Source organism: Mycobacterium hackensackense (assembly GCF_025822555.1).
In the GTDB taxonomy this organism is placed as follows: Bacteria; Actinomycetota; Actinomycetes; order Mycobacteriales; family Mycobacteriaceae; genus Mycobacterium; species Mycobacterium fluoranthenivorans.
On record NZ_JACKUC010000028.1, the window covers coordinates 147697 to 165670 of the forward strand.

Below are 17974 nucleotides of genomic sequence, written 5' to 3' on the forward strand. Positions count from 1 at the left end.
GACTGTGCGTGTGAGTGCTAAGACCCCGAAGACCGCCATTCCGAAGTCCGGACGACTGAGTAACCGGTTCTGGAAGCTGTTGGGCGCCAGCACCGACAAGGACCAGGCCAAGTCGATGACGCTGGTCCGCGCGTCGGAGAGCTTCGAGGAGAAGGCCGCGGGCCTCGACGACGAGCAGCTGCGCAAGGCTGCCGGCCTGCTGAATCTGGACGAGCTCGCGGAATCCTCCGACATCCCGCAGTTCCTGGCCATCGCCAGGGAGGCGGGTGAGCGGGCGATCGCGCTGCGTCCGTTCGACGTGCAGCTGCTCGGGGCGTTGCGCATGCTGGCCGGCGATGTGGTGGAGATGGCCACCGGCGAGGGCAAGACGCTGGCCGGTGCCATCGCCGCGGCCGGCTACGCCATCGCAGGCCGCAAGGTGCACGTCATCTCCGTCAACGACTACCTGGCCCGCCGCGACGCCGAATGGATGGGCCCCCTGCTGGAGGCGATGGGCCTGACGGTCGGCTGGCTCACCGCCGACTCCACGCCCGCGCAGCGCCGGGAGGCCTACGCCTGCGATGTCACCTACGGCTCGGTCAACGAGATCGGGTTCGACGTGTTGCGCGACCAACTGGTGACCTCCGTCGACGATCTGGTGTCGCCCAGTCCGGACGTGGCACTGATCGACGAGGCCGACTCGGTGCTGGTCGACGAGGCGCTGGTGCCGTTGGTGCTGGCCGGCACCTCGCACCGCGAGACCCCGCGCCTGGAGATCATCCGGCTGGTCGGCGAGCTGAAGTCCGGTGTCGACTACGAGACCGACGCCGAACGGCGCAACGTCCAGCTCACCGATACCGGCGCCCGCAAGCTGGAGGCCTCTCTCGGCGGTATCGACCTGTATTCCGAGCACCATGTCGGCAGCACGCTCACCGAAGTGAACGTCGCCCTGCACGCGCACGTGCTGCTCGAGCGCGATGTGCACTACATCGTGCGGGACAAGGCCGTGCACCTGATCAACGCGTCGCGCGGGCGGATCGCCTCGCTGCAACGCTGGCCCGACGGGTTGCAGGCGGCGGTCGAGGCCAAGGAGGGCATCGAGATCACCGAGACGGGTGAGGTGCTGGACACCATCACGGTGCAGGCGCTGATCAACCGCTACCCGACGGTGTGCGGGATGACCGGTACCGCCCTGGCGGCCGGCGAGCAGCTGCGCCAGTTCTACAAGCTGGGTGTGTCACCGATTCCGCCGAACACCCCCAACATCCGTGAGGACGAGTCGGACCGGGTGTACATCACCGCCGCGGCCAAGAACGACGCCGTGGTGGAGCACATCACCGAGGTGCACGCGACGGGCCAGCCCATTCTGGTGGGCACCCGCGACGTCGCCGAATCCGAGGAGTTGCACGAGCGGCTGGTGAAGGCCGGGGTGCCCGCCGTCGTCCTGAACGCCAAGAACGACGCCGAGGAGGCGGCCGTCATCGCCGAGGCCGGCACCCTGAACACGGTGACCGTGTCGACTCAGATGGCCGGCCGCGGTACCGATATCCGCCTCGGTGGTTCCGACGAATCCGAGCACGATCCGGTCGCCGAACTCGGCGGGCTGCACGTGATCGGCACCGGCAGGCACTACACCGAGCGGCTGGACAACCAGCTGCGCGGCCGCGCCGGGCGCCAGGGCGACCCGGGGTCGTCGGTGTTCTTCGCCAGCTGGGAGGACGATGTGGTGGTCGCCCATCTGGAACCGAACAAGCTGCCGCTGCAGATCGATGAGAGCGGCCGGATCACCAGCCCCAAGGCCGCCGCGCTGCTCGACCACGCACAGCGCATCGCCGAGGGCAAACTGCTTGACCTGCATGCCAATACGTGGCGCTATAACCAGCTGACCGCGCAGCAGCGGGCAATCCTGGTGGACCGGCGCGACACGCTGCTGCGGACGGCGGCCGCCCGTGAGGAGCTCGCCGAGCGCTCACCCAAGCGTTACGAGGAGATCGCCGAGCAGGTGTCGGAGGAGCGGCTGGAGGAGATCGCCCGGCTGATCATGCTGTACCACCTGGACCGCGGCTGGGCCGACCACCTGGCGTATCTGGCCGATATCCGGGAGAGCATCAGCCTGCGCGCGCTGGGCAACCAGAGTCCGCTCGACGAGTTCCACCGCATGGCGGTCGACGCGTTCGCGTCGCTGGCCGCCGACGCCATCGAGGCCGCCCAGCAGACGTTCGACACCGCTGACATCGTCGGCGGCGATGTCGGTCTCGACCTGTCCAAGCTGGCCCGGCCGACCTCGACGTGGACGTACATGATTCACGATGACCCGCTGGCGGATAACGCGATGTCGGCGCTCAGCCTGCCTGGCGTGTTCCGCTAGGTTTGGCGCATGGGGGCACCGGAGGGCAAGGGGCACCTCCCGCGTGCGGGGGACGGTGAAGCGACCCGGGAAAGCGCTCGGCCGGCAGGCTCGGACCGGGTACTGACGATCCCGAACGCCCTGAGCGTGCTGCGGTTGGCCCTCGTGCCGGTGTTCCTGTACCTGCTTCTGGTGCTGCACGCCAACGGATTCGCGGTGGCGGTCCTGATGTTCAGCGGCTTCTCCGACTGGGCCGACGGCAAGATCGCCCGCCTGTTCGACAACCAGTCGTCGCGGCTGGGGGAGTTGCTCGACCCCGCGGTGGACCGCATCTACATGCTGGTGACGCCACTGGCCTTGGCCGCTGCCGGCGTGGTGCCCTGGTGGTTCGTCGTCACGCTCATCGGCCGCGACCTGATGCTGGCCGCGACCTTGCCGGTGCTGCGCCGGTACGGTCTCACCGCCCTGCCCGTCACCTATATCGGCAAGGCGGCCACCTTCGCCCTCATGTCGGGCTTTCCGCTGGTGCTGCTCGGCCAGTTCGACGCCTTGTGGAGCCGGGTGATCCTGGCCATCGGATGGGCCTTCCTGATCTGGGGAATGGCCCTGTACCTGTGGTCGGCCGTGCTCTACCTGTTCCAGGTCGTCCTGGTGGTCCGGCGTGGCTGAGGCGTCGCGCTCGCTCGGCGGGTATGAGCCGCACGTGGGGCTCAACACCCACGAAGCGGGTGCGCCGCAACGCATCCCGGTCCCCTCGCTGCTGCGGTCGCTGCTGTCGGATCATCTCGACCCCGGCTACGCGGCGGCCGCCCGCCGGCGCGCCGAGGGCGGCACCCGCCGAATGGACTGGGCGTGGCAGTTGCTGGCCGGTCTGGGCGTGGCGACGGTGTTCGCGGTGGCGGTGGCGCAGGCACAGACGGCGGCCCCGGCGAATCGGGCCGCCCAGCAGGTCCTCTCCGGCAGCGTCCGGGCCGCCGAATCCCGTACCGACGCACTGGCCGCCGGCCGTGACGCGCTCACCTCGCGGGTGGAGGGGGAGCGTCGCAGCCGGCTGGCCGGTGACGAGCGTGGCCGCGCGTTGCTCGCCGACCTGGACCGGGATTCGTTCGCGGCGGCCGCGACCCCGGTCATCGGACCGGGTGTGACGGTGGTCGTCACCGATCCGGGCGTGTCCCGCGACCTCACCGATGTGTCCAAGCAGCGGGTGGCGGGCAGCCAGCAGGTCATCCTGGACCGCGATCTGCAATTGGTGGTGAACTCGTTGTGGGTCAGCGGCGCCGAAGCCATCGCGGTGGGGGGTGTGCGGATCGGGCCGAACGTCACCATTCGGCAGGCCGGCGGCGGCATCCTGGTCGACAACCAGCCCATCGGCAGCCCGTACACCGTCATCGCGATCGGGCCGCCGCATGCGATGCAGGAGGCGTTCGGTCACAGCACGGGCCGGCAGCGGCTCGCGTTGCTGGAGAAGTCCTACGGTGTCGGCGTTACGGTCAGTACCGGAGAAGCGCTCACCGTCGCAGCCAGCTCGGTCCGAGAGCTCCGCTTCGCCAAGCAGATTGGGCCCTAGAACATGCGATCGAACCAGGGACAGCCATGATCGGAATCGCCGCACTCGCCGTCGGCATCGTGCTGGGCCTGGTGTTCCACCCCAGCGTTCCGGAAGCGATCCAGCCGTATCTGCCCATCGCGGTGGTGGCGGCGCTGGACGCGGTGTTCGGTGGTATGCGCGCCTATCTGGAGCGGATCTTCGACGCGAAGGTGTTCGTCGTGTCGTTCGTGTTCAACGTGCTGGTGGCCGCGCTCATCGTCTTCGTCGGTGATCAACTCGGCGTCGGTACCCAGCTGTCCACCGCGATCATCGTGGTGCTCGGTATCCGCATCTTCGGCAATGCGGCCGCGCTGCGGCGCCGGCTGTTCGGGGCATGACCGTGGCGGCCGAGCAACCCGAACACGGACGCCACGAGCGGGCGCCCGGTGCCGAGCCGCCCAGACGCCGCACCCGCTCGCAACGGATGTTCGGTGCGCTGGCCGCGCTGCTGGTGCTGCTCCTCGGTGTGGCGATTGTCACGCAGGTGCGCCAGACGGAGTCGGGTGATTCCCTGGAAACGGCGCGGCCCGCGGATCTACTGGTGCTGCTCGATTCTCTGCAGCAGCGCGAGGCCGCACTGAACACCGAGGTCGGCGATCTGCAGCGGACGCTGTCGTCGTTGCAGGCGTCCGGCAGCAGCGATCAGGCCGCCATCGAGAACGCGCAGGCGCGGCTGGCGGCGCTGTCCATCCTCATCGGCACGGTCGCCGCGACCGGGCCCGGTGTGAGCATCACCATCGACGACGCGGCGCGCGGTGTGTCACCGGAAACCATGCTCGACGTGATCAACGAATTACGAGCCGCGGGCGCCGAGGCCATGCAGGTCGGCGGCGGAGGGCAGGCGGGAAACGGATCGGTGCGGGTGGGTGTGGACACCTGGGTGGTGGGAGCGCCCGGGGCGTTGATCATCGACAGCACCACCGTGAGCCCGCCGTATTCGGTTCTGGCCATTGGTGATCCACCGACCCTGGCCGCCGCGCTGAACATTCCGGGTGGCGCGATCGACAGCGTGGAGCGGGTCGGTGGCACCATGACGGTCTCCCAATCCGACCGTGTCGACGTGACCGCCTTGCGACAACCGAAACCACGCCAATACGCTCAGCCAGTCAAATGAGCAGTACCCGCCACCAGCCCGCACCGAAGGAGCGCCGTGAGCGACATCCCAGCCGACCTGCAGTACACGACCGAGCACGAGTGGGTGCAGCGCACCGGTGACACCACCGTCCGGGTCGGGATCACCGACTACGCGCAGTCGGCGCTCGGTGACGTGGTCTTCGTGCAGCTGCCCGAGGTCGGCGCCGACGTGACCGCGGGCGAGTCTTTCGGTGAGGTCGAGTCGACCAAATCGCTGTCGGATCTCTACGCCCCGCTGACCGCGAAAGTCGTTGCGGTGAACGGCGACCTGGAGGGCAGCCCCGAGCTGGTCAACTCCGATCCCTACGGCGCCGGCTGGCTGGTCGAACTCGAGGTCGACGCCGCCGCTCTGGCCAGCGGTTTGGCCGAGTTGCTCGACGCGGATGCCTACCGAAGCAACGTGTCCGAGTAGCGAGTTGTTAGGGTTTCGCCCGTCGGTCCAGACGACCGACGGGCATCAACAGGCACACATCGGCGTGGCCAGGTCCGCGTGACCGGATCCGGCCGTGGTGGACCCAACAGGTCGCACGGCGCGGTACGGTCGACAATGAAGTTTGACGCGACGCGACACGGCTGGGAAGCAACGCCCGGCCACCGTGTAACACGCCACAGCAGCCAGCAGAGGAGCAGCGGGTGACGGAGAACAGCAACACCGGGGCCGACCAGACGTCCGACGAAGTGACCGTGGAGACGACCTCGGTTTTCCGCGCTGATTTCCTCAACGAACTGGATGCCCCGGCGGCGACGAGCAGCGACAGCTCGGTGTCGGGGGTCGAGGGACTTCCCGCCGGGTCGGCGCTACTGGTCGTCAAGCGCGGCCCCAATGCGGGCTCGCGCTTCCTGCTCGACCAGCCCACCACCTCGGCGGGCCGCCACCCCGACAGCGACATCTTCCTCGATGACGTGACGGTCAGCCGCCGCCATGCCGAGTTCCGCCTGGAAACCGGCGAGTTCCAGGTCGTCGACGTCGGCAGCCTCAACGGCACCTACGTCAACCGCGAGCCCGTCGATTCGGCGGTGCTGGCCAACGGCGACGAGGTGCAGATCGGCAAGTTCAGGCTGGTGTTCCTGACCGGACCCAAGTCCGACGACGCCTGAGACCCTCACCCGACGAGCAGATGAGCCAGCCGGACCCGGGATTCACCGGGATGTCGATCGGAGCGGTCCTCGACCTGCTGCGTCCCGACTTCCCCGATGTGACCATCTCGAAGATCAGGTTCCTTGAGGCCGAGGGTCTGGTCACACCGGACCGCTCGGCGGCCGGGTACCGGCGGTTCACTGCATACGACTGCGCCCGCCTGCGCTTCATCCTGACCGCGCAGCGGGATCAGTACCTGCCGCTGAAGGTGATCAAGGCTCAGCTCGACGCGCTGCCCGACGGTGAGCTGCCTTCCGGCGGAACCGCTTACGCGGTACCGCGTTTGGCGGTGGCCGTGCAGGCGGCGACCGCCGCCGATTCCGAACAGGTGGCCGCCGCGGTCGCCCCGGCGCAGGTCCGGCTCAGCCGTGAGGACCTGCTGGCCCGCTCCGGAGTGGATGGCGCGCTGCTGGCGGCGCTGGTGACGGCCGGCATCATCCGGCCCGGCCCGGCGGGGTTCTTCGACGAGCACTCCGTGCTGATCGCCCAGTGCGCGCGGGCCTTGGCTGATTACGGAGTCGAGCCGCGGCATCTACGGGCCTTCCGGTCGGCCGCCGACCGGCAGTCCGATCTGATCGCGCAGATCGCGGGTCCGGTGGCGGCCGCGGGTAACGCGGGTGCCCGGGACCGGGCCGATGACCTGGCCCGCGAGGTGGCCGCACTCGCGATCACGTTGCACACGTCGCTGATCAAGTCGGCTGTGCGCGACGTTCTCGACCGCTGAGGACTAGACTTTTCGGTGGCGACATCGTCATGGAGGGCAGACGCAGATGGGTGAGGTTCGGGTAGTCGGTATTCGCGTTGAGCAACCTCAGAATCAGCCTGTGCTGCTGCTGCGTGAGTCCAATGGCGACCGTTACCTGCCGATCTGGATCGGGCAGTCCGAGGCGGCCGCCATCGCCCTCGAGCAGCAGGGTGTGGAGCCGACACGACCGCTGACCCATGATCTGATCCGGGATCTGATTGCTGCGCTTGGGCATTCGCTCAAAGAGGTGCGCATCGTCGATCTGCAGGAGGGCACCTTCTACGCCGACCTGATCTTCGATCGGGATATCAAGGTCTCGGCGCGTCCCTCGGACTCGGTGGCCATCGCGCTGCGGGTGGGCGTCCCGATCTACGTCGAGGAAGCCGTGCTGGCCGAGGCCGGACTGCTGATCCCGGACGAGAGCGACGAAGAGCCCACCGGCGCGGTGCGCGAGGACGAGGTCGAGAAGTTCAAGGAGTTCCTCGACAGCGTGTCGCCCGACGACTTCAAGGCCACCTAGGCGCCACCCGGGCACTCCCTAGGACCCGGTCGTGCTGCCCACGGCGTGGTCTTCTGTCTCCGGGGTGATCGACCAGTCCGCATTCCGGTAGACGAGTCGGGCGGTGATGACCATCGCCGCGAGCATCGAGGCGGTGAACAGCCAGGCGCTCACCGACAGTTGGATACCGCCGCTGAGGGTGTGTCCGCTCGTGCATCCGCCGGCCATCCTGGCGCCGAACAACGTCAGGAACGAGCCGACGAACACCGCGGCCGCTCGCGTGGTGCGCCCCGGCCCGAAGCGGTGTCGCCAGGACGGCGGGACGACCGGCCGGAACGCGGTGAACCGGCCACTGAGGAACCTGGCCGTGAGGAAGGCCCCGATCAGAACTCCGAGGTCGCTTAGCGGTTCCCAGCCGATACTGCGGATCACCTGGTGTGAGTACGCGAAGTGGGGCATGAACAACTCGCCGACCACCCACGAGTAGGTGGTGGACTGGCCGAACGGCTGGCGCAGAAATATCGACAACACCACGAGCGCGGCCACTCCCGTGGCGACCACGGCGATCGTGCGGGTGAAGAAGGCCGGGTGCGCCACCTGAGCGCGGTAGACCCGCTCGAACCACGGCCTGCGACGGCCCGGCCGTTCTTTCGTGCCCTCGTAGAGATAGGCGATGGTGTCGCGCATCATGCGGCGCTCGAATGCGGAGGGCGTCGCCCCGCCGAGCTCACGAAGGCAACACCGCTGCCCCCCGCGAAACCGCGGCAGATACTTCAGCAGCATGAAGGCCAGCGCCGCGTAGCCGACCGCGACCGCCAGCATTCGGCCGGTGGCCTGCGCATTCAGGTATCCGCCCGCGACCAGGCCGCCGTAGTTCGCGGTCGTCGTCAGCCACTGGCCGACCGGTGTTCCGAACAGTGCCGTCCACGCCGCCGCTCCGAGCAACCCGCCGGGGACCGCGGCCAGCGCGTCTCGCCGACCTTCGCCCAGCGCGATCAGCGCGGTGCCCGGGAAGTACCCGCTGATCGCCGCCCCGGTGCCGAACAGCACGCCACCTGCGATGACACCGAAGACGTAGAGCGGCTTCGGCGCGAAGTGCATGGGCACTCCCAGTGCGTGCAGGCCGTAGAGCACTACCGCGCCCACCGCCGTGACGAACAAGAAGCAGCCCAGTAACAACCGGTCGACCAACCGGGCGGCGCGAATGACGGTCTCAGGGTTACCGATTCCCCAGAGCCCGGCGACCATGCCGAAGGCGGCTCCGATCGGCAGAGCAACTCCGAGAGGCGCGGTGACCCCGCTCATGGCCGGACACCGATCGCGGCCGACGGTGAGTGGTGCGGGAAAACGGGCATATCTCCGTGATACCCCACGGGGTATCACGGTGTCATTGTGACGTCGCACCGGGTCGCCGCCCGCTAAGTCGGTGAGGCACATGCGAGTCGCCCAGATCACGGATACGTCTCGTGACGTCGACACGCGGGCCGTGTGTGGGCCGACTGTGAAACGGGCAGCCATACTTTGACACGACGAGCAGTGACAGGAGCGTGTTGAGCGTATGCTCGACACATTCGAAACTGGGCAAACGTGACGCTGTGCAGGTCATGGGGCCGGAATCGATCGGCGGAGAGGATGGATTGTGGGCGACACGCCACGCACGCCACATCAGGGGGAGTTGGATCTGTCCACCAGTGGCGACCCCGTGCCGGCGGTGAGCGGCAGCGTCAGCGAACCCGTGCAGGGTGGCCTGTTCCCGGATGATTCGGTACCGGATGAGCTGGTCGGCTACCGCGGTCCGAGCGCCTGCCAGATCGCGGGTATCACCTACCGCCAGCTCGACTACTGGGCCCGCACCTCGCTGGTGGTGCCCTCCATCCGCGGTGCGGCCGGTTCCGGCAGCCAGCGGTTGTACTCCTTCAAGGACATCCTGGTCCTGAAGATCGTCAAGCGCCTGCTCGACACCGGCATCTCCCTGCACAACATCCGCGTCGCGGTCGATCATCTGCGTCAGCGCGGTGTGCAGGATCTGGCCAACATCACGCTGTTCTCCGACGGCACCACCGTCTACGAGTGCACCTCCGCCGAAGAGGTCGTCGACCTCCTCCAGGGTGGTCAGGGTGTGTTCGGTATCGCGGTCTCGGGTGCCATGCGGGAACTGACCGGCGCCATCGCCGACTTCCCGGGCGAACGCGCCGACGGCGGCGAGTCGATCGCCGCCCCCGAGGACGAACTGGCTTCCCGGCGAAAGAGCCGCGACCGCAAGATCGGCTAAGCTGTCGGGGCATCGCCCTTGTGCGGGAGAGTTCCGTGACGGCCAGTCACGGACGCCGAAGGAGCAATACCTCTCCGTCAACCTCTCAGGCACCCCGGACCGCGCATGGCCCCGATGCCTCTGGAAAGTGGTGCGCCCTGCGCATCCGCCCATGGGGAAAGGCAGCGAGCCGCCGCCGAATCTCTCAGGCGCCCCGACAGAGGGAGAGGACGCGGTTTTACGCGCCCGCCTGCGCCCTCGACCCAGGGGAGATCTCGTGTCTATCGACCACTTCGGCTTCGCCGATCGCCATATCGGACCCGACGCCGCCGCCATCGCCACGATGCTGGACGTCATCGGTGTCGGCTCACTGGACGAACTCGCCGGCTTGGCGCTGCCGGCCGGCATTCTCGACGCGGTGAGCGCGGACGGGCTGGCGCCAGGGCTGGATCAGCTACCCGCACCCGCCACCGAGGAGGAGTCCCTCGCCGAACTGCGTGCGCTGGCCGACTCCAATACCGTGGCCGTGTCGATGATCGGGCAGGGCTACTTCGACACCTTCACCCCACCGGTGTTGCGCCGCAACATTCTTGAAAACCCGGCCTGGTACACCGCGTACACGCCGTATCAGCCGGAGATCAGTCAGGGCCGCCTCGAAGCACTGCTCAACTTCCAGACCATGGTCAGCGATCTGACCGGGCTGGACGTGGCGAACGCATCGATGCTCGACGAGGGCACCGCCGCCGCCGAGGCCATGACGCTGATGCACCGCGCGGTGAAAGGCTCGGCCACCCGACTTCTCGTCGATGCCGATGTCTACCCGCAGACCGCGGCGGTGCTGGCCACCCGCGCCCGGCCGCTCGGCATCGAGATCGTCACCGCCGACCTGCAGCACGGTCTGCCCGACGGCGATTTCTTCGGTGTCATCGTGCAGCAGCCGGGGGCCAGCGGTGCGGTGCGGGACTGGACCGCGCTGGTGACCGAGGCCCACGACCGTGGCGCCCTGGTCGCGGTCGGGGCGGATCTGCTGGCGCTCACCCTGATCGCCCCGCCCGGCGAGATCGGCGCTGACGTCGCCTTCGGCACCACCCAGCGATTCGGGGTGCCGATGGGCTTCGGCGGCCCGCACGCCGGTTATCTCGCGGTGCACACCAAGCACGCTCGCCAGCTGCCCGGGCGCCTCGTCGGTGTCTCGCAGGACGTGGACGGGAACGCGGCATACCGGCTCTCCCTGCAGACCCGCGAGCAGCACATCCGCCGGGACAAGGCCACCAGCAACATCTGTACCGCTCAGGTGTTGCTGGCGGTGATGGCCGCCATGTATGCCAGCTACCACGGCGCCGACGGGCTCACCGCCATCGCGCGCCGCGTGCACGGCCGGGCCTCCGCGATCGCCGCCGGTCTGGGCGAGGCGCTGGTGCACCCGGACTTCTTCGACACCGTGCTGGCCCGGGTGCCGGGCCGCGCCGACGAGATCGTGGCCGCGGCCAAGGACCGAGGGATCAATCTGTGGCGGGTGGACGCCGACCACGTGTCGGTCGCCTGCGACGAGGTCACCACCGAGGCGCACGTCGCCGCGGTGCTGGAGTCATTCGGCGTGCCGGCCGCCGAGCCAGGCGCAGCCGATATCGCCACCCGCACGACGGAATTCCTGACCCACCCGGCCTTCACGACGTACCGCACCGAGACGGCGATGATGCGCTACCTGCGCAGCCTCGCCGACAAGGACCTGGCCCTGGATCGCACCATGATCCCGCTCGGCTCGTGCACCATGAAGCTCAACGCGACCGCGGAGATGGAACCCATCACCTGGCCGGAATTCGCGCGCCAGCATCCCTTTTCGCCGGCGTCGGACACCCCCGGCCTGCGCAGGCTGATCGCCGATCTGCAGGACTGGCTCACGGCTGTCACCGGCTACGACGAGATCTCGTTGCAGCCCAATGCCGGGTCGCAGGGGGAGTACGCCGGCCTGTTGGCCATCCAGGCCTATCACGCCGAGCGGGGCCAGGCACAGCGCGACGTGTGCCTCATCCCGTCCAGTGCGCACGGCACGAACGCGGCCTCGGCGGCGCTCGCGGGTATGCGGGTGGTGGTGGTGGCCTGCCGCGGCAACGGTGACGTGGACCTCGACGACCTGCGCGCCAAGATCGCCCAGCACGCGGAAAACCTTGCGGCCCTGATGATCACGTACCCCTCGACGCACGGCGTGTACGAACACGATGTGGCCGAGATCTGCGCGGCCACCCATGACGCCGGCGGCCAGGTGTACATCGACGGCGCGAACCTCAACGCCCTGGTCGGGTTGGCCCGGCCGGGCAGGTTCGGCGGCGATGTCAGTCACCTGAACCTGCACAAGACGTTCTGTATCCCGCACGGCGGCGGGGGCCCCGGCGTGGGGCCGGTCGCGGTGCGTTCGCACCTGGCGCCGTACCTGCCCGGACATCCCCTGGCTGCCGAGCTCGGTGACGAGCTGACCGTGTCGGCCGCACCGTACGGGTCGGCCTCGATCCTGCCGATCACCTGGGCCTACATCCGGATGATGGGCGGTGTGGGCCTGCGCAAGGCGTCGCTGACCGCGATCGCCTCGGCCAACTACATCGCCCGCCGGCTCGACGAGTACTACCCGGTGCTCTACACCGGGGAGAACGGCATGGTGGCCCACGAGTGCATCCTGGATCTCACCACGATCACCAAGACCACCGGCGTCACCGTCGACGACGTGGCGAAGCGGTTGGCCGACTTCGGTTTCCACGCCCCGACCATGAGCTTCCCGGTCGCCGGGACGCTGATGGTGGAGCCCACCGAGAGCGAGAACCTGGCCGAGGTGGACGCCTTCTGCGACGCCATGATCGCCATCCGCGCCGAGATCGACAAGGTCGGTTCGGGGGTGTGGCCCGCGGACGACAACCCGCTGCGCGGCGCCCCGCACACCGCGGAATGCCTGCTGACCGAGCAGTGGTCGCACCCTTACACCAGGGAACAGGCGGCCTACCCGCTCGGCAAGGGCTTCCGGCCCAAGGTGTGGCCGCCGGTGCGGCGCATCGATGCCGCCTACGGTGACCGCAACCTGGTGTGTTCCTGCCCGCCCGTCGAGGCGTTCGCCTAGCCTGAGGCGGCGAGCGTAGCGACGGGAGGACGGATAGCGCATGTTGTCGCCGACCGTCGCCCAGTGGCGTGAGGGCGGCCGGTTACTGGACACCCGGGCCGGCCGGATCTTCGTCCGATCGGCACCCGGTACCGGCCCGACCGTCCTGCTGCTGCACGGCTTTCCGTCCAGCTCGTTCGACTACCGGGAGGTCGTCGGACACCTGGGTGGCCGGGCCTGGGTGACGCTGGACTTTCTCGGGTTCGGTCTGTCGGACAAGCCGCACCCGCATCGCTACTCGTTGTTCGAGCAGGCCGACCTGGTCGAGCGGGTCGTCGCGGCGACCACGACCGGTCCGGTGGTGCTGATCGCCCACGATATGGGCACCTCGGTGGCCACCGAACTGCTGGCCCGCGACATGGAGGGGGCGCTGCCGTTCGATCTGCAGCGAGCGGTGCTCACCAACGGCAGCGTCATTCTCGAGCGCGCCAGCCTGCGTCCGGCCCAGAAACTGCTGCGTGGCCCGTTGGGGCCGTTGGTGTCCCGGCTGACCAACCGGTCCGGTTTCACCCGTGGTTTCGCCAGGCTGTTCAGCGCGGCCCATCCGCTGAGCCCCGACGAGGCCCGGGCGCAATGGGAGCTGTTGTCCTACAACGACGGTCACCGCATCGCCCATCTGCTCTGCGCCTACCTCGACGAGCGGGTGCGATACGCCCGGCGCTGGCACGGCGCAGTTGCCGACTGGCCGAAACCGCTGAGTTTCCTCTGGGGGTTGCAGGACCCGGTGGCCACCGTCAATGTGCTCGACGGCCTGCGTGAGCTGCGGCCCGCCGCGCGGGTCACCGAACTGCCCGGTGTCGGGCACTACCCACAGGTCGAGGTGCCGGAGTTGTTCGCCCGCAGCGCGCTCGACCTGCTTGCTCCCTAGCCCAGGGCCGAGGCGACTGCGGCCGCCAACTCGGGGCCGGCGGAGTTGGGCACGTTCTGATACTGGCCACCGCTGGCCTGGGCGACGGCCTCCCAGGTGGCGCGATCGGAGTCGGAGCCGAAATCGATGACGTTCACCGCGACCGGCCTCGCCGGGTTGGCGGCGCCCTTGATGTAGTCGACCAGACCGGAGCCGTCCAGACTCTGGTCGGTGTGCGGTCCGGCGGTGATCACCAGGACCGAATTGGGCTGGCCGTCCCGGAATGCGGACAGCGCCTCCCCGTAGACCAGGCGCAGCGTGGTGAACGACACTGCGCCGCCACCGGATGCGGTCTGCCCCTCCAGGCTGGATTTGAGGACGGCCGAGCGGGGCTGGCCGGCGACGGGGTCGGAGAGAGGTCCGGTACTGACCTCCGACCGGCCCGCCACGCCGTCGAAGGTCCACAAGCCGACGGCCGAGCCGGCGGGCAGCGCCTGCAGTCGCGCATCGAGTGCGCTGGTCACATTGGCCAGCCTGCTCTTGCCGCCCTCGTCGGTGTTCATCGACTGGTCCAGCATGATCGTCACGGTCTGGCCCTGGGCGGGTGCGCTGATCCCGGCAGCCATGGTGGCCCTGGTCTGGCTGTCGCCGACCGACAGCGGCTGGGCCACGGGTGCGAAATCGGTCACCGGGCTCTGCGGGGCCGGTGCGCCCTCGGCGCGGAAACCGGCCTTGGCGAATTCGGCCAGTTGGTCCGGTTTGCGCATGAAGCGGTCGAATTCGCTGGCCGCGCTGATCTGCTCCTGCGACAACCAGTCACCGCCGAGCAGCACCGCCGGATAGTCCGCGACCGCCGCCGGTCCCGGGGGTGTCCAGGAGCCGAGTTTCTGCGCCGCGTCGGGCAGGTCGGCGCCGCGCTTGAACAACTGCTGTTCGGTGGTGACCACGGCGTGCACGGGGGCACCGGCCGGGTCGGCGGCGTTCACGAGCGCATCCAACGCGGTGGTGGCATTCGTATCGGCGAGCTTGGGCTGACCGGCGAGCAGCGTGTGCACCGCACCCACCCCGGCGGTGGCCGGCGCACCCTGCGGTGCCGAGGCGGCCGCGACGGCTTCCGCGGCCAGGTAGGTGGCGTCGGCGTTGCCCGTCAGCGGAAGCGCCAACTTGAGTGCGCCCCACCCGGGGAGGTTCAGCTCGTCCAGCCCGGACGGGTTGTTCTGCAGTGCCGGAAGCGTCGACCAGTTCTGCTGGGACAGGGCCGCTTTGAGTTCCGGGCGGATCGCCAGCAGGACAGGGGAGGTGACCAACGGGCGGCTGTTGCTCACCGTCTTGGCCCCTGCCGCACTCTCCAGCCGGGCCTCCGATACCGAGCTGGCCGGGATCCACAAGGCCGGGCGCTCGCCGAGGTCGCCGGGCCACTGCCCGACGAAGCCGTTGACGACGGCGTCGGAATCGGCCGGCTTCACCGCGACCTTCACACATTTGTCGCCCACCGGGGCGGCGGTCTTGCTGTAGGCGTCGGCCAGTGTGCGCACCTGATCGGCGATCGTGGGATCAGCCAGTACCGCGACGGTGACCTCGCCCTCCACGCACCGGGCCGCGGCCTGCTGACTGCGGCTGGACAGCGCGTCGCCGAAGAAGCGCCACAGGATGAAGGCTCCGACCACGACGACGACGGCGACCAGGGCGGCGATCACGGCCGGGCTCACCTTGCGCCGGCCGGGTGTGATGGCCCGGTGGCTACCGGTCCATTCGCCGGAGTCCCAGGTGCGCTGCGAGCCCGTCGTCGTCAGCGCACGGGTGGGTGGCTCGTCGGGCTCGCCCGGGCCGCCGGCGAAGAAGCCGTCACCCGGGGCAGCCCCGCCGTCACCGGTCTCGTCCTCGTACCCGAACCTGCCCAGCGGTGACGCGTCGGGCTCGACGGGTCCGGAGTCCCGCCGTCCGGGGTCCTGGTAGTCGTCGGCGGAATCGTCCGGTCCGGGAATGCTGTGCCTGCCCATCCCTCACCTTTGTACTCGTCGTGTCGATCGGCTACCCGTCGCGTCGCTTGCCCCGAAAAGTCTTCCGGGGCAAGCCGCTATCGAATCACGAACTGGCAGCGCGGGCTTTGAACTCGCGGCGGCGCCGGTGCAGGATCGGTTCGGTATAGCCGTTGGGCTGCTGGCAGCCGGACAGCACGAGCTCCTGAGCGGCCTGGAAGGCAATACTGGCATCCGGGTCCGGGGCCATCGGCAGGTAGTCGGCGTCACCGGCGTTCTGCTCGTCGACGATGGCGGCCATCCGGCGCAGGCTGGCCTTCACATCCTCTTCGGTGATGACAGCGTGGCGCAGCCAGTTGGCCAGCAGCTGGCTGGAGATGCGCAGCGTGGCGCGGTCCTCCATCAGAGCGACGTTGTGGATGTCGGGCACCTTGGAGCAGCCGACGCCGGCGTCGATCCAGCGCACCACGTAGCCGAGGATGGACTGGCAGTTGTTGTCGACCTCCTCGCGGATCTCCTCCGGGGCCCAGGCCAGCTCGCCCGACAGCGGGATGGTCAGCAGCTCGTCGATGGTGGCCCGGGTCTTGCCCTTGAGCTCGGCCTGCACCGCGTAGACGTCCACCTCGTGGTAGTGCATGGCGTGCAGGGTGGCTGCGGTCGGGGAGGGCACCCACGCGGTGGTGGCGCCCGCCTTGGGCTGGCCGATCTTCTGCTCGACCATATCGGCCATCAGGTCGGTCATGGCCCACATACCCTTGCCGATCTGGGCCCGGCCGGACAGCCCGGTGGCCAGGCCGGTGTCGACGTTGGCGTCCTCGTAGGCCTTGATCCACGGCTGGGACTTCATGGCGCCCTTGCGGATCATCGGGCCGGCCTCCATCGAGGTGTGGATCTCGTCGCCGGTGCGGTCCAGGAAACCGGTGTTGATGAACACCACCCGGTTGGCCGCCGCCTGGATACACGCCTTGAGGTTGAGCGTCGTGCGGCGTTCCTCGTCCATGATGCCCACTTTGAGGGTGGCCTGCGGCAGGCCCAGCACGTCCTCGACGCGGCTGAACAGCTCGCAGGTGAACGCGACCTCGTCGGGCCCGTGCATCTTGGGCTTGACGATGTACACCGAGCCGGTGCGGCTGTTGAGATGTGGTCCGTTCTCGTCCGAGGACTTCAGGCCGTGGACGGCGATCAGACCGGTGAACAACGCGTCCTGGATGCCTTCTGGGATCTCGTTGCCCTCGGCATCGACGATCGCGTCATTGGTCATCAGGTGGCCCACGTTGCGGACGAACAGCAGGCTGCGCCCGGGCAGCGACAACTCGCCGGCACCGTCGGGGCGGGTGAAGGTGCGGTCCGGGTTCAGCACGCGGGTGAAGGACTTGCCGCCCTTGCTCACCTCTTCGGCCAGGTCGCCGCGATTGAGCCCCAGCCAGTTGCGGTACCCGAGCACCTTGTCGTCGGCGTCGACGGCGGCCACCGAGTCCTCGAAGTCCATGATCGTGGTGATCGCCGACTCCAGCACGACATCCTTGATGCCGGCCGCGTCGGTGGAACCGACGGGCGATTCGGGGTCCACCAGGATCTCGATGTGCAGGCCGTGGTTGACCAGCAGCACCGACCACGACGGCGAACCCAGTTCACCGGTGTAGCCGACGAACTGGTCGGCGTTGGCCAGGCCGACCGAGAGGCCGTCGCCGAGGGTCGCCTCGAGTTGGTGCTCGTCGTCGATCTTGAGCCCCGTGATCTCCGACCACGAGCCCGACGCCAGCGGCACGGCCTGATCGAGGAAGTTGCGGGCGTAGGCGATGACCTTGTCACCGCGAACGCGGTTGTAACCGGTGCCCTTCTCGGCGCCGTCGTCCTCACTGATCACATCGGTGCCGTACAGCGCGTCGTACAGGGAGCCCCAGCGGGCGTTGGCGGCGTTCAGCGCGAACCGGGCGTTGAGGATCGGCACCACCAGCTGCGGGCCGGCGGTGCTGGTGATCTCGGTGTCCACCCCGGAGGTGGTGATGGTGAAGTCCGCGGGTTCGGGCTGCAGATAACCGATTTCGGCGAGGAAAGCCTTGTAGCCGGCGGCGTCGAACTCGCCGATCAGCCGGGCGCGGTGCCACTTGTCGATCTGCGCCTGCAGGTCGTCGCGACGGGCCAGCAGATCCTGGTTCTTCGGCGCCAGGTCGGTGACGACCTTGTCGACGCCGGCCCAGAAGCTGTCGGGATCTACTCCGGTGCCGGGCAGCGCCTCGTTGGTGATGAAATCGTGCAGCACCTTGGCAACCCGAAGATTCCCGACGGTCACGCGCTCGGTCATATTTCCTCCCTTAAACG

At 68.7% G+C, this 17974-nt stretch carries 15 protein-coding genes and 1 riboswitch; of the genes, 12 read left to right on the forward strand and 3 right to left on the reverse strand.

The genetic code is table 11. From position 1 onward, the window contains the following. Positions 1-10: 10 nt before the first annotated feature. From secA2 to H7J86_RS02410, 9 genes are all read left to right on the forward strand, one after another. Positions 11-2347, forward strand: a complete 2337-nt coding sequence (gene secA2 / locus H7J86_RS02370) for an accessory Sec system translocase SecA2 (protein ID WP_443677651.1) — start codon at positions 11-13, stop codon at positions 2345-2347. A 9-nt stretch (positions 2348-2356) separates the two neighbouring features. Continuing rightward, positions 2357-2995, forward strand: a complete 639-nt coding sequence (locus tag H7J86_RS02375; protein ID WP_267289162.1) for a CDP-alcohol phosphatidyltransferase family protein — start codon at positions 2357-2359, stop codon at positions 2993-2995. After that, positions 2988-3893 (forward strand): DUF881 domain-containing protein, encoded by a 906-nt coding sequence (locus H7J86_RS02380; RefSeq protein ID WP_090360933.1) that lies wholly within the window; start codon positions 2988-2990, stop codon positions 3891-3893. The genes H7J86_RS02375 and H7J86_RS02380 overlap by 8 nt, the downstream gene beginning before the upstream one ends. 26 nt (positions 3894-3919) lie before the next feature. Continuing rightward, entirely contained in the window at positions 3920-4252 is a 333-nt protein-coding gene (locus H7J86_RS02385) for a small basic family protein (protein ID WP_090360930.1), read from the forward strand. Further along, positions 4249-5028, forward strand: coding sequence for a DUF881 domain-containing protein (locus tag H7J86_RS02390; RefSeq protein ID WP_267289164.1), 780 nt, complete (start codon positions 4249-4251; stop codon positions 5026-5028). The genes H7J86_RS02385 and H7J86_RS02390 overlap by 4 nt, the downstream gene beginning before the upstream one ends. Before the next feature lie 36 nt (positions 5029-5064). Beyond that, positions 5065-5460 carry a glycine cleavage system protein GcvH gene (gcvH, locus tag H7J86_RS02395; RefSeq protein ID WP_090360924.1) on the forward strand — a complete coding sequence of 132 codons (396 nt, stop codon included), beginning with the start codon at positions 5065-5067 and terminating at the stop codon, positions 5458-5460. 221 nt (positions 5461-5681) lie between these two features. Then, a complete protein-coding gene (garA, locus tag H7J86_RS02400) occupies positions 5682-6146 on the forward strand; it encodes a glycogen accumulation regulator GarA (RefSeq protein WP_090360921.1) in 465 nt (154 codons plus the stop codon). 20 nt (positions 6147-6166) lie between these two features. Then, the gene (gene ftsR / locus H7J86_RS02405; RefSeq protein WP_170847374.1) at positions 6167-6910 is read left to right on the forward strand and encodes a transcriptional regulator FtsR; all 744 of its coding nucleotides are present in this window, start codon (positions 6167-6169) and stop codon (positions 6908-6910) included. A 46-nt stretch (positions 6911-6956) separates the two neighbouring features. Continuing rightward, positions 6957-7451 carry a bifunctional nuclease family protein gene (locus tag H7J86_RS02410; protein WP_090360918.1) on the forward strand — a complete coding sequence of 165 codons (495 nt, stop codon included), beginning with the start codon at positions 6957-6959 and terminating at the stop codon, positions 7449-7451. Positions 7452-7469: 18 nt separating this feature from the next. Here H7J86_RS02410 and H7J86_RS02415 read toward each other — a convergent pair whose 3' ends face one another. Then, positions 7470-8735 carry a YeeE/YedE thiosulfate transporter family protein gene (locus H7J86_RS02415; RefSeq protein ID WP_267289165.1) on the reverse strand — a complete coding sequence of 422 codons (1266 nt, stop codon included), beginning with the start codon at positions 8733-8735 and terminating at the stop codon, positions 7470-7472. 334 nt (positions 8736-9069) lie between these two features. On the opposite strand from H7J86_RS02415, the gene H7J86_RS02420 reads away from it, so the two are divergent. From H7J86_RS02420 to H7J86_RS02430, 3 genes are all read left to right on the forward strand, one after another. Next, complete coding sequence (locus H7J86_RS02420; RefSeq protein WP_090360913.1) at positions 9070-9702, forward strand: MerR family transcriptional regulator; 633 nt, start codon at positions 9070-9072, stop codon at positions 9700-9702. Between the two features lie 13 nt (positions 9703-9715). Further along, a riboswitch (glycine riboswitch) is annotated at positions 9716-9814 on the forward strand. A gap of 39 nt (positions 9815-9853) precedes the next feature. After that, entirely contained in the window at positions 9854-12787 is a 2934-nt protein-coding gene (gene gcvP, locus H7J86_RS02425; RefSeq protein WP_372517209.1) for an aminomethyl-transferring glycine dehydrogenase, read from the forward strand. A 40-nt stretch (positions 12788-12827) separates the two neighbouring features. After that, positions 12828-13694: an alpha/beta fold hydrolase gene (locus tag H7J86_RS02430; protein ID WP_267289166.1), complete on the forward strand. Its 867-nt coding sequence runs from the start codon at positions 12828-12830 to the stop codon at positions 13692-13694. Here the strand turns inward: H7J86_RS02430 and H7J86_RS02435 are convergent. Next, entirely contained in the window at positions 13691-15673 is a 1983-nt protein-coding gene (locus H7J86_RS02435) for a vWA domain-containing protein (protein WP_267289168.1), read from the reverse strand. The two genes, H7J86_RS02430 and H7J86_RS02435, sit on opposite strands and share 4 nt — an antisense overlap. Before the next feature lie 85 nt (positions 15674-15758). Continuing rightward, entirely contained in the window at positions 15759-17957 is a 2199-nt protein-coding gene (locus tag H7J86_RS02440) for a malate synthase G (protein WP_267289170.1), read from the reverse strand. Positions 17958-17974 lie beyond the last annotated feature (17 nt).

Bases quoted from the DNA above. Each gene is read 5' to 3' on its own strand.
- H7J86_RS02375 (WP_267289162.1), top strand. From the start codon at position 2,357: ATGGGGGCACCGGAGGGCAAGGGGCACCTCCCGCGTGCGGGGGACGGT.
- H7J86_RS02385 (WP_090360930.1), top strand. From the start codon at position 3,920: ATGATCGGAATCGCCGCACTCGCCGTCGGCATCGTGCTGGGCCTGGTG.
- H7J86_RS02390 (WP_267289164.1), top strand. From the start codon at position 4,249: ATGACCGTGGCGGCCGAGCAACCCGAACACGGACGCCACGAGCGGGCG.
- ftsR (WP_170847374.1), top strand. From the start codon at position 6,167: ATGAGCCAGCCGGACCCGGGATTCACCGGGATGTCGATCGGAGCGGTC.
- H7J86_RS02410 (WP_090360918.1), top strand. From the start codon at position 6,957: ATGGGTGAGGTTCGGGTAGTCGGTATTCGCGTTGAGCAACCTCAGAAT.
- H7J86_RS02415 (WP_267289165.1), bottom strand. From the start codon at position 8,735: ATGAGCGGGGTCACCGCGCCTCTCGGAGTTGCTCTGCCGATCGGAGCC.
- gcvP (WP_372517209.1), top strand. From the start codon at position 9,854: ATGGGGAAAGGCAGCGAGCCGCCGCCGAATCTCTCAGGCGCCCCGACA.
- H7J86_RS02430 (WP_267289166.1), top strand. From the start codon at position 12,828: ATGTTGTCGCCGACCGTCGCCCAGTGGCGTGAGGGCGGCCGGTTACTG.
- H7J86_RS02435 (WP_267289168.1), bottom strand. From the start codon at position 15,673: ATGGGCAGGCACAGCATTCCCGGACCGGACGATTCCGCCGACGACTAC.
- H7J86_RS02440 (WP_267289170.1), bottom strand. From the start codon at position 17,957: ATGACCGAGCGCGTGACCGTCGGGAATCTTCGGGTTGCCAAGGTGCTG.